This window comes from Nocardia sp. NPDC127579 (assembly GCF_042672005.1).
Taxonomy (GTDB): Bacteria; Actinomycetota; Actinomycetes; order Mycobacteriales; family Mycobacteriaceae; genus Nocardia.
Genome location: NZ_JBHXVZ010000005.1, coordinates 116,883 through 127,252 on the forward strand (window position 1 = coordinate 116,883; position 10,370 = coordinate 127,252).

10 protein-coding genes are annotated in these 10,370 nt (G+C 68.6%); 5 read left to right on the forward strand and 5 right to left on the reverse strand.

The annotated features are described in order from the left end of the window. Window positions 1-45: 45 nt before the first annotated feature. A complete protein-coding gene (locus ACFVMC_RS18595) occupies window positions 46-507 on the forward strand; it encodes a MarR family winged helix-turn-helix transcriptional regulator (RefSeq protein ID WP_379211752.1) in 462 nt (153 codons plus the stop codon). Window positions 508-593: 86 nt separating this feature from the next. Further along, complete coding sequence (locus ACFVMC_RS18600; protein WP_379211754.1) at window positions 594-1,277, forward strand: hypothetical protein; 684 nt, start codon at window positions 594-596, stop codon at window positions 1,275-1,277. A gap of 51 nt (window positions 1,278-1,328) precedes the next feature. On the opposite strand, the gene ACFVMC_RS18605 is transcribed toward ACFVMC_RS18600, so the two are convergent. Then, entirely contained in the window at window positions 1,329-2,168 is an 840-nt protein-coding gene (locus tag ACFVMC_RS18605) for a bifunctional 5,10-methylenetetrahydrofolate dehydrogenase/5,10-methenyltetrahydrofolate cyclohydrolase (protein WP_379211755.1), read from the reverse strand. A 165-nt stretch (window positions 2,169-2,333) separates the two neighbouring features. On the opposite strand from ACFVMC_RS18605, the gene ACFVMC_RS18610 reads away from it, so the two are divergent. Together ACFVMC_RS18610 and ACFVMC_RS18615 are read left to right on the forward strand one after the other, a co-directional pair. Further along, window positions 2,334-3,206 carry a YdcF family protein gene (locus tag ACFVMC_RS18610; protein ID WP_379211757.1) on the forward strand — a complete coding sequence of 291 codons (873 nt, stop codon included), beginning with the start codon at window positions 2,334-2,336 and terminating at the stop codon, window positions 3,204-3,206. A gap of 278 nt (window positions 3,207-3,484) precedes the next feature. Next, window positions 3,485-4,267, forward strand: a complete 783-nt coding sequence (locus tag ACFVMC_RS18615) for a putative protein N(5)-glutamine methyltransferase (RefSeq protein ID WP_379212414.1) — start codon at window positions 3,485-3,487, stop codon at window positions 4,265-4,267. A gap of 1 nt (window position 4,268) precedes the next feature. On the opposite strand, the gene ACFVMC_RS18620 is transcribed toward ACFVMC_RS18615, so the two are convergent. The 4 genes from ACFVMC_RS18620 to ACFVMC_RS18635 all read right to left on the reverse strand — a co-directional run bounded on the left by ACFVMC_RS18620 (window position 4,269) and on the right by ACFVMC_RS18635 (window position 8,903). Next, complete coding sequence (locus ACFVMC_RS18620) at window positions 4,269-5,096, reverse strand: SDR family NAD(P)-dependent oxidoreductase (RefSeq protein ID WP_379211758.1); 828 nt, start codon at window positions 5,094-5,096, stop codon at window positions 4,269-4,271. Window positions 5,097-5,186: 90 nt separating this feature from the next. Beyond that, window positions 5,187-6,668, reverse strand: a complete 1,482-nt coding sequence (locus ACFVMC_RS18625; RefSeq protein ID WP_379211760.1) for a flavin-containing monooxygenase — start codon at window positions 6,666-6,668, stop codon at window positions 5,187-5,189. Between the two features lie 61 nt (window positions 6,669-6,729). Then, on the reverse strand, window positions 6,730-8,268 hold the full coding sequence (locus ACFVMC_RS18630) for an FAD-dependent monooxygenase (RefSeq protein ID WP_379211762.1): 1,539 nt from the start codon (window positions 8,266-8,268) through the stop codon (window positions 6,730-6,732). Next, window positions 8,265-8,903 carry a TetR/AcrR family transcriptional regulator gene (locus ACFVMC_RS18635; protein WP_379211764.1) on the reverse strand — a complete coding sequence of 213 codons (639 nt, stop codon included), beginning with the start codon at window positions 8,901-8,903 and terminating at the stop codon, window positions 8,265-8,267. Before ACFVMC_RS18635 ends, ACFVMC_RS18630 begins: the two co-directional genes overlap by 4 nt. A gap of 411 nt (window positions 8,904-9,314) precedes the next feature. Here ACFVMC_RS18635 and ACFVMC_RS18640 point away from each other — a divergent pair, with 411 nt between their 5' ends. After that, window positions 9,315-10,364: a 3-oxoacyl-ACP synthase III family protein gene (locus tag ACFVMC_RS18640; RefSeq protein ID WP_379211766.1), complete on the forward strand. Its 1,050-nt coding sequence runs from the start codon at window positions 9,315-9,317 to the stop codon at window positions 10,362-10,364. Window positions 10,365-10,370: the final 6 nt, after the last annotated feature.

Below are 10,370 nucleotides of genomic sequence, written 5' to 3' on the forward strand. Positions count from 1 at the left end.
ATGACTCATAATTCCCGAAAAGAACAATGAGCTATGCTCAGCGTCATGGACAGCGGCTCCGACGACCTCCCCGATCTGTTCCTGCGCACCGCACGCCGGATCCGCCGCAGCATGCACACCCGGCTCGCGCCCCTGGGCCTGACGCCCGGGCAGGCCCGGGCCCTGCGCATACTCGGCCGATCCGCCGAGCCACTGCGCATGGCCGCGCTCGCCGAACGCCTCGATATCGTGCCGCGCTCGGCCACCACCGTGGTCGACGCGCTGGTCGGCGCGGGCCTGGTCACCCGGGCACCCGACCCCGCCAACCGCCGCTCCACCCTGGTGAGTCCCACCGCGGCCGGACACGACGCGCTGGCCCGCATGGCCGAGGACCGCCGCCGCGCCGCCGCCGATCTGTTCGCGACGCTGTCGGTCGCCCAACGCGAGCAGTTGCGCGAACTCCTGGCGCTCCTCGATGACGACAGCGGCGCGGAGTGCGACCCGAACGAGCCGCGACGCGCCGGGTAGGCGCACTTAGGCCATCCGCGAGTCGAGAGTGCTGCTCCCCCGGCCGCTTCCACTAGTCTCGACGTGAAAGCGATGAAGGTGGGGTAATGGATCGACCGGATACCGGGCGTCGTCCCGGCGGCAGCGAGACCTATCAGGGCGAATGGTCCGAGTGGATGAACCGCGATCCGGAACCGCGCGAGTATTTCGAACGCGATCGGTTCTCACAGCTGGTCGACCGATCCGGCGGGCGTTCGCCACTGCCCCGCTGGCTGGTGCCGCTGGCCGGTTCGCTGTTCGCGGTAGCCGTGCTGGGCGCGGCGTTCTTCGTCTTCCAGGGCGGGTCCGATCCGCGGTCGGTCGCCGCCAACACCTCCACCCAGGTCGATATCGCGCCCGCCTCGGCCACCCCATCGGCTTCGGCGTGCCCGAACGAACGGGTCGGCAACCGCATCCAGGGCAACGGCGTCGGCAGCGCCGACTCGGGCCCGGGTGCGATCTTCGCCTTCCAGTACGCCTTCTACGTCGACCGGTCCGCCGAGAAAGCTCGCGCTCTCATCGCCCCGGACGCCGCCGTGTCCTCGATCGAGGCCCTGCAACAGGGCATCGACAGCGTCCCGACCGGCACCACCCACTGTGTCGCGGTCACCGAAAGCGCCTTCGTCGGTCAGTACATCGTGGTCGTCACCGAACACCGCCCGGACGGCCACGCCTTCACCTACAACGCACAACTCGTGGTCACCGAACGCAACGGCGGCAAAACTCTGATCACGGCCATCAAACCCGCCTGAGCGCCGACCGGTCGGCCTGCGAGTTTCGTGTGGAATCGGCGTCCGCGCGGGTCAGCGGGACTGCTCGGCGGCGGTGACGACGTGGCGCATGAGCAGCGCTGTGGTCACCGGGCCGACGCCGCCGGGGACCGGGCTGAGCGCGGCGGCCCTGCCGGTGACGGAGGCGGCGTCGACATCGCCGACGATGCCGCCGTCGGGCGATTCGTTGGTGCCGACGTCGATGACGATCGCGCCGTCGGCGATGTGCTTGCCGGTGAGCAGTCCGGCGCGGCCCGCGGCGGCTACGACGATCTCGGCACCGGAGGTGATGGCGGCCAGGTCGGCGGTGCGGGAATGGCAGACGGTGACGGTCGCGTCCGCGGCGAGCAGGAGCTGGGCCAGCGGCTTGCCGACGATATTGGACCGGCCGACGACCGCGACATGACGGCCGCGCAGCGGAATCTCGTGATGCTTCAGCAACTCCACGACCGCCTCGGAGGTGGCCGGGACGAACCCGGGCAGGCCGGAGGCCAGCAGCCCCAGCGACAGCGGGCTGACGCCGTCGACGTCCTTGGTGGCGACGATGGCGGAGCTCACGTCGTCCAGCACCACACCGGCGGGCAGCGGCGTCTGCAACATGATGGCGTCCACCGCGGCGTCGGCGCTGCGGGCGGACAGTTCGGCGCGGATCTGCTCGGCGGACGCGTCGGCGCCTAGATCGATACGGTCGCAAGCGATTCCGAGCCGTTCGGCGGCCTTGCGCAGCGAATTCACATACCAGGCGCTGGCCGGATCGTCGTTGGCCACGACCAGGGCCAGACGCGGGGCCGTACCGGCGGCGGCGGCGCGCTGCTTGGTATCGGCATTGATGGCGGCGGCGAGTTCCTTGCCGGACAACGAGGCAGTATCCACGTTCGCACAGCTTAATGGGCGAGTCCGGAGGCAATTGCGCGGGATCACCCGGCAGCAGTCGTATCGTGGTGGTGCTTGCCCCCGGCTAACTGCCAGTTGACGTACCTGAAAACCCAGTTGCCGAGATCTCGACCGCTCGGCACCAGCGGAAAGGTGTCGCCTGTAGTGAAGATCTCGAGGCATTGGAAGTCCTACGCTGCCGCCGTCTGCGCGGCCGCCGCCCTCTCCGGCCTGACCGGCGCTCCCGCGACGGCCGACCCGGATGTCGACGCCCTCTACAACTCCGCCCAGCGCGCGTTCACCGATGGGGACGACGCGTTCGGCCGCGCCCAGCTACGGTCGCTCATCGACGCGAATCCCGGTGATACCGAAGCGCTGTCGCTGCACGCGATCTGGTCGCACTACGCCAACGATCTCCCGGCTGTCACCGATTCGATGGCGCGCCTGCACGGCATCGATCCCGGTATGGCCGCGGGCACCCAGGGCGTCATGAACGCGGTGGCGGCCGCCGCGGGCACCCTGCCCAACCCGCTGCCCGCGCTGATCGGCCCGAACACCGGCATCGTGGTGTGCGGTTACGGCCTGCTGCCCGATGGGGGGCTGCGCCCGGAGCTGGTCAACCGGTTGACCGCGGCCTGGGTGCAGGCGATCGCCGCCCCGCTGTCGCCGATCGTGGTCTCCGGCGGCGCGCCGCAGAACGGGATCACCGAGGCCGAGGCGATGCGCGACTGGCTGCTGGGCCGCGCGATACCGCCGGGCCGCATCCACATCGAGACCCGTGCCGGATCGACCGTCCAGAACGCCCTGTTCAGCACACAGCTGCTGCGCGGTCTGGGCGCCGACAGCGCGGTCGTGGTGACCTCCCCCAACCACATCCGCCGCGCCGTCGCCGACTTCATGGTCGCGGGCACCCGCGTCGTCGGCGCCACCACGTCGATGGAGCAGCTGGTCTCGCATCTGCCGCCCCCGGCCCGCCCCGCCCAGCGCGGCATCTACCTCGACGCCACCCGCACCTTCCAGCTCGCCACCACACGCTGAGGCCGGGCCGTATGCCGGAGTCCACTCCGGCATACGGCCCGTACGGCTGCGTCGGCTTCCGGCCCTGCGACGAGTGTCATCGACGTGTCCGCCGAACTCACCACGACCGTCCGACCGGGGCCTCGGTCACGACCATCTGACCGTCGGGGGCTTCGGACACGACTGCCTGTCCGGCAGGGCCTTCGGACACGATCGGTCGGACCGGCGGGGCCTGGACGAGTTCTCGTCTCCTACCCGCTGGCGAACAGTCCCGCCGTGCGGGCAGGATGGCCAGCGTGATGGCGGAACGTGAGGTGGCGGAGCGGTTGCGGGCCGCCGGGTGCGTGTTCGCCGAGGACGAGGCGCGCCTGTTGCTGGAGGCGGCGGCGGATGATGTGGCGCTGGCGGAGTTGGTGGCGCGGCGGGTGACCGGGGAGCCGCTCGAGTATCTGGTCGGGTGGGCGGAGTTTCGCGGCGAACGAGTGGCAGTGACACCGGGGGTGTTCGTGCCGCGGCGGCGGACGGCGTTCCTGGTCGAGGAGGCGGTGCGGCTGGCACGCGCGTTCCCGAAGCCGATCGCGGTCGACCTGTGTTGCGGCTCAGGCGCTGTGGGATTGTCCTTCGCGCGCACGCTGGCCGCGGAGGGGATCGAGGTGCAGCTGAGCGCGGCCGATCTGGAGCCGGTGGCGGTCGAGTGCGCGCGCCGCAATCTCGCCGGGCTCGGCACGCCGGTCCACCAGGGTGACCTGTTCGACGCGCTCCCCGGCGACCTGCGCGGGCACATCGACATCCTGCTCGCCAATACCCCCTACGTGCCCACGGACCTGATCGCGCGCATGCCCGCCGAGGCTCGCGACCACGAGCTGCGCACCGCCCTCGACGGCGGTTCCGACGGGCTCGACATCTTCCGCCGGGTGGTCGCCGGCGCCCGGGCGTGGCTCGCGCCGGGTGGGCATCTCCTGGCGGAAGCCGGTGCGGGACAAACGGATTCGGCGCTCCGCACGCTGGAGGCGCACGGCTTGGCGGGTCGGATCGCCGAATCCGAGGAGTACTACGCCACCGTCGTCATCGGTACGCGCTGAGCTACTTCCGCCCGGTGAACTTCTCCATGGAGTTGTAGACGCCCACGGTGCTGAGGAACAGATCGCGCAGCTTGATCGGCAGGATCCCGGACAGCGCCTTGTTGAGCCGCGACGTCCACGGCAGGATGACCAGTGGGTTCCCCTGTTTCATTTCCCGCCAGGAGGTTTCGACGACCTCGTCTTGATCCAGGATCGGCGTGAACCAGAATCCGGACGCCCCGTCGAACATGCCGGTGTTGATGTAGGTCGGGCACACGGTGGTGACCCGCACATGATCGTGGCCCGCCTGCTCGAGTTCCAGGCGCACCGAATCCGACCAGCCCAGCGCCGCCCATTTGGAGGCCGCGTAGACGCTCATCCGCGGGTTGGCGACCAGTCCGGCCGAGGACGCGATGGTCAGCACCCGCGCAGCGCCGGTTCCCTCGACCATGGCGGGCAGGAATTCCAGGGTGATGTACATCGGCGCCAGCGAGTTGATCGCCATGGTCTTGTCGATGTCGGCGCGGTTCTCGGTCTCCCAGAAGTAGCTGTTGCCGCGCACGATGCCCGCGTTGTTGACCAGGATGTCGATATCGCCGGTCTCGGCGCGCACCGCGGCGGCCGCGGCGCTGATCGCGTCCTGGTCGGAGACGTCGACGACATGATGGGTCACCGTCGTACCGCGGCCGGAGAGTTCGCCGGCGGTCGCCTTCAACGCGATCTCGTTGACATCCCAGAGCACCACCGCGGCGGCGCCCTCCCGGATCGCCGTCTCGGCGAACAGCTTGCCCAGCCCCATGGCGGCGCCGGTGACGAGAACCTTCTTACCCGCGACCGTTTCCAGTTTCATACGTCCCTATCCCTGTGCGACCGCGTCCGGCCGTTCCGGGACGCGGCTACAAGGTTACTTGGAGTTACACATACCCGGGCGAGGCGCTCGTCACCTCTGCGCGGGCACGCGGGCACGTTCGAATCGCATCGCGCTGTCGATGATCGGCCCGTGCCGCAAGGTGACCAGGTCACGCACGTAATTCATCCGCAACTTCCACGGCGCCCGATCACCCTGCATCGGGAAGATCGCGGCGGATCGCAGCACGTAACCGGGCATGAAACCCGCGAACAGCGACGCCCTGCCGATCGACGGGTCACGCACCGGCACGCAGCGGTCGTAGCCGTGCTCGTCCATGTGACGCAGCAGCCGCACCACATACTCCGACACCAGATCGGCCTTCAGGGTCCAGGAGGCATTGGTGTAGCCGACGACGAAGGCGAAGTTCGGGACATCGGAGAGCATCAGCGCCTTGTAGGCCAGATGCTCCGACATCTCGACCGGCACACCGTCGACCACCAGATCCATACCGCCGAACGCGAGCAGGTTCAACCCGGTCGCGGTGATGACGATATCCGCCTCCAGCGTGGCCCCGGAGTCCAGCCGCAGCCCCGTCTCGGTGAAGGTCTCGATCGTGTCGGTGACGACCTCGAGCCTGCCCTTGCGGATGGCGCGGAAGAAACCGCCGTCGGGCGAGAGGCACAGCCGCTGATCCCACGGGTTGTAGCGCGGGGTGAAATGCGTGTCGATGTCGTAGCCGGGCGGCAGCCACCGTCGCTGCCAGGCACGGATCTGGGCCCGGATCCGTTCCGGGTAACGCTGGCTGAGCTGATACATCGCGGTGGCCAGCGCGACATTCTTGGCCCGGGCCACACCGTAGGCGAGCTTGGGCGGCAACACCTTTCGGGCCCGCAGCGCCAGATCGTCCTTGGCCGGCATGGAGATCACGTAGGAGGGTGAGCGCTGGAGCATGGTGACGTGCGCACCCTGCTCGGTGAGCGCGGGCCCGAGCGTGACGGCGGTCGCGCCGCTGCCGATCAGCACCACCCGCTTGCCGTCCACCTCGAGGTCGTCCGGCCAGTGCTGTGGATGGATGACCGGCCCGCCGAAACATTCGACGCCCGCGAACTCCGGTGTGTAGCCCTGGTCGTAGCGGTAGTAGCCGGTGCAGCCGAACAGGAAACTCGCGGTCAGCGTGACGGTTTCGCCGGTATCCCCGCGTTCGGCGCGCACGGTCCAGCGGTTGTCCGCCGAGGACCATTCGGCGCGCACCACGCGGTGCCGGTAGCGGATGTGCCGGTCGATATCGTGCTCGGCGGCGGTGTCGCGCAGATACTCGAGGATGGTGTCGCCGTCGGCGATGGCTTTGTCCCCCGGCCAGGGACGGAATCGATAACCGAGGGTGTACATGTCCGAGTCGGAACGAATGCCCGGATAGCGGAACAGGTCCCAGGTGCCGCCGAGGTTCTCGCGGCCCTCCAGGATGACATAGCTCCGGTCCGGAAAGGCCTGCCGCACATGGTAGGCCGCGCCGATGCCGGACAGTCCGGCGCCGACGATGAGCACATCGATGTGCCCGTCAACGGTGGTCATGGTGGTCGATCCTCCGGTCGGCACGGCGGCGCCGTGAGCGGCGCCGCTCCATGCCTCCAGCCTATCGAGCCTGGTGCGCGTGGTGGGCGGGTATGCCGAACCAACGGGTCAGGGCAGCCCGAAGGGTCTGGTGCGCGGCGCTGTTCGGCGCGGCCCACGCGACATAGGAGTCGGGACGCAGCAGCAGCGCGCTCGCGGGTGCGTCGCCGCGCGCGCGTCCGGCGACATAGTCGACGCTCTCGCCCCACTCCGCGGCGAGCTCCGCCCACTCCCCCGTGAGATCCAGCAGCAGCGGACGCGCCGTGCGAACCAGCTCGCTCAGCCGCACGCCGTTCTCCAGCTCGAGCTCGGGCGCACAGCGGCCGACGAGTGGATGCCCGGATTCGCCCAGGTCGTAATGGATATCGCTGCCCGCGACCAGATCGGCGAGCCGCCGCACCGTCGACTCGTCGGCCATGAGTTCGCCGAGTACCTCGCGCAACGCCGTGACATCGCCGCCGGGCGCGATCAGGGCGGCCTGGGCCCGCGCCGAGGTCAGTGTGCGCTCGGCGGCGTGGCGGCGCTCGGTGTCGTAACTGTCCAGCAGCTCCGGCGGCGCGTGACCGGCGATCTCGGCGGCCAGCTTCCAGCCCAGATTGAGCGAATCCTGGAGCCCCACATTGAGTCCGGGTCCGCCACCGGTGGCGAACACGTGCGCCGCGTCGCCGACGAGGAACACCCGCCCGTGCCGGAACCGTTCGGCCACCCGGGAATTGCCGCCGACGAGCCGCCGCAGCGCGTGCGGACCCGCACCCGAGGGCGGGCGCACCGGAATCGGCGCCCCGAGTACCCGGGCGACGCTGGCTTCCAGCTCCGCGAGGCACATCGGCTCCGCGATCTCGGGTTGATCCCACTCGGTCGTGCTCAACAGCGGCGGGTGACCGGGGAAGGGCGCGTATGAGATTCCGCCATGCTCGGTGCGATGCGGGACGAACGGCGCGATCGCACCGTAGCCGGGTACCCGCAGCGCGCCGGTCCCCGGATCCACCCACTCGACGGGCACCGTCACATGGGCGGTGCGCGTGGTCGTGCGGTCGTAACTGACTCCGGGAAAGTCGATTCCGGATAGTTTGCGGGTGACGCTGTGCGCGCCGTCGGCGCCGACGAGATATCGAGCGTGTAGCTCCTCGTCGCCATCCGGACCCGTAATCGTCACTGTCACAATGTCTTCCGATGTCTTCATGCCGACCAATTCGGTTCCGCGGCGGATCTCGGCACCGAGTTCGAGAGCGCGTTGCTCCAGCACCTCGACGATCCGGCGCTGCGGCACGGGCAGCGTGTACACCGGACTCCGGTCCAGCACACCGAGATTCAGCGGCAGCGCCGAGAACATGAAGTACGAGTCGCTCGGCCGAGGCGGTTCCGCACTGCCACTGAGTTCTTCGTGCAGCCCACGCCGGTCCAGCAGCGGAACCACCTGGCCCACCAGCCCGTTCGCCTTCGGCTCGACGCTCGGCTCGGGCAGGCGTTCCAGGACCAGCGGCCGGATACCGGCCGCGCCCAGTTCGCAGGCCAGCAGCAGCCCGCACGGGCCCGCGCCCGCGATAACGACATCGATCATGATTTCCTCCGTGGCGTCGGCTCCGGCAGACCGGCCGCGATCTGGGCCAGAGCATCGGTGAGCAGTGGTATCGCGGGCAGCGGCGGATCCGCGGCCTGACTGTGTTCGATGGCGACCGCCGCGGCCGTACCGACCGCGGCGGCAACGAGTTTGGGGTAGAGGTCGCGCTGCGCGTCGGTGCCGGTGCGCGCGGCCACCGCGGCGGCGAGTTCGCGCTGCGCGTGCGCGTTCACCGCGAGGATCGCGGTATGCACGGCGGGCTCGGCCAGCATGCGCCGGACACCGTCCACCCAGCGCTGTTCGGCCGCCCCGGATTCCGGCCCGCGCATATCGTGCCCGAGCGGGAATCGCGCCGCGACCGCGGCGGTGATGGCCGTCCACAGCGGTTCCGCCGGTGGGCGGGCGCGCAGTTCCTCCGCGACCTGGCACATGCGCTCCAACTGCCGGAAGGCCACGGCCTCGGCCTTGCTGGAGAAGTAGTTGCGGAAGGTGCGGACCGAGACATTCGCGGCCGCCGCGATGTCCTCGATGGTGACGTTCGCCCAGCCGCGCTCGACGGCGAGCCGGATGGTGGCCGCGCTCAGCGCGAGCCGGGTGGCCCGCTTCTTGCGTTCCCGGAGTCCGAGGCTGTCCATGCACCCAGCCTACAGAATTTTGCCTGTTCGGCAAGTTTGCCTTTTCGGCAAAATTATCCCGGGTCGATCGGGGCTCGGAATCCGTTATGCCCGTACGCGGTTCGCACACTTCGGCGTGAGGTCACTCACATCGCGTAACGGCCGCGAACCCCTGACACCCCGGCAGCTACGAATTGCCGAGGAGTAACCCACCCCACCCGGCAGGCACAAACCGCACGGTGAGATCCCATATCTTCACGGTCACCAGTTTCCGACACTTCACGACACAGATACCTCTTCGGCGCCACTGTCCCAGAAGGACTCGTCCGGATGCAGGCTTGCCCCAGCGTTGTTACTGTCGGGTAATCTTCGCTCGCCGATGATCACCGACGATCCGCCGGTCAAATCCGCCAGCGAATTCCAGGAGCTACCGTGTCGCATTCACGATTCGAATCCATCGGCGCCTATCTGCCTTCGAATATCGTCACGACCGATGAGCTGATCGGACGCCTGAAAGAACCACCCGCGTTCGATCTCGAAAAGATCACCGGCATCCGGGAACGCCGCGTGCGCGACACCCGGCCGGGCAGCTACGAGGACTCCCTCACCTTGGCACTGAAAGCCGCCGACGACTGTTTGTCCAGGTCCCGCTATGGCGCTGCCGAGCTCGACGTGATCATCTCCACCTCGATCACCCGCAGTAAAGACGCCACCCGGATGTATATGGAGCCGTCCTTCGCGTCCTTCATCGCCAAACAGCTGGGCGCGACAAAGGCAATTACCTTCGACGTTTCCAATGCCTGCGCCGGAATGCTCACCGGAACCTACATTCTGGACCGGATGATCCGCTCGGGCGCGGTCCGCAACGGACTCGTGGTCAGCGGCGAGGCGATTACCCCGATCGCCGAAACCGCCGTCGAGGAGATTTCGGAGAAATACGATCTGCAATTCGCGTCGCTGTCGGTGGGCGACTCCGGCTGCGCGGTGGTGCTGGACGAGGCCGTCGACGACGCCGACAAGATCCACTACATCGAGTTGCTGACCGCTTCCGAGCACTCGCACCTGTGCCTGGGCATGCCCAGCGACAAGACCCCGGGCGTCGCGCTCTACACCGACAACCGCAAGATGCACAACGAGGCGCGGTTCATGCTGTGGCCGGACGCGCAGCGCTCCTTCCTGGAGGAGCGCGACAGCAGCTTCGCCGACGAGGCGTTCGACTACATCATCCACCACCAATTCGGCGCCGCGGCCGTGCCGTACGCCAACGCGATCGCCGCCCGCGAGTTCGGCGCGCCGATACCGCCGGATCTCAATGTCATCCACAAGTACGGAAACACCTCCACCACTTCGCATTTCATCGTTCTGCACGACCAGCTCGGCGACCAGAACATCGCCGCGGGCTCGAAAGTGCTGATGGTCCCCGCGGCCTCCGGCGTCGTCGCCGGCTTCCTGTCCACCACCATCTCGTCGCTGAAGGTCTGATCCGAT

Bases quoted from the DNA above. Each gene is read 5' to 3' on its own strand.
- ACFVMC_RS18630 (WP_379211762.1), bottom strand. From the start codon at position 8,268: ATGATCGATGTCGTTATCGCGGGCGCGGGCCCGTGCGGGCTGCTGCTG.
- ACFVMC_RS18615 (WP_379212414.1), top strand. From the start codon at position 3,485: ATGGCGGAACGTGAGGTGGCGGAGCGGTTGCGGGCCGCCGGGTGCGTG.
- ACFVMC_RS18600 (WP_379211754.1), top strand. From the start codon at position 594: ATGGATCGACCGGATACCGGGCGTCGTCCCGGCGGCAGCGAGACCTAT.
- ACFVMC_RS18625 (WP_379211760.1), bottom strand. From the start codon at position 6,668: ATGACCACCGTTGACGGGCACATCGATGTGCTCATCGTCGGCGCCGGA.
- ACFVMC_RS18635 (WP_379211764.1), bottom strand. From the start codon at position 8,903: ATGGACAGCCTCGGACTCCGGGAACGCAAGAAGCGGGCCACCCGGCTC.
- ACFVMC_RS18595 (WP_379211752.1), top strand. From the start codon at position 46: ATGGACAGCGGCTCCGACGACCTCCCCGATCTGTTCCTGCGCACCGCA.
- ACFVMC_RS18620 (WP_379211758.1), bottom strand. From the start codon at position 5,096: ATGAAACTGGAAACGGTCGCGGGTAAGAAGGTTCTCGTCACCGGCGCC.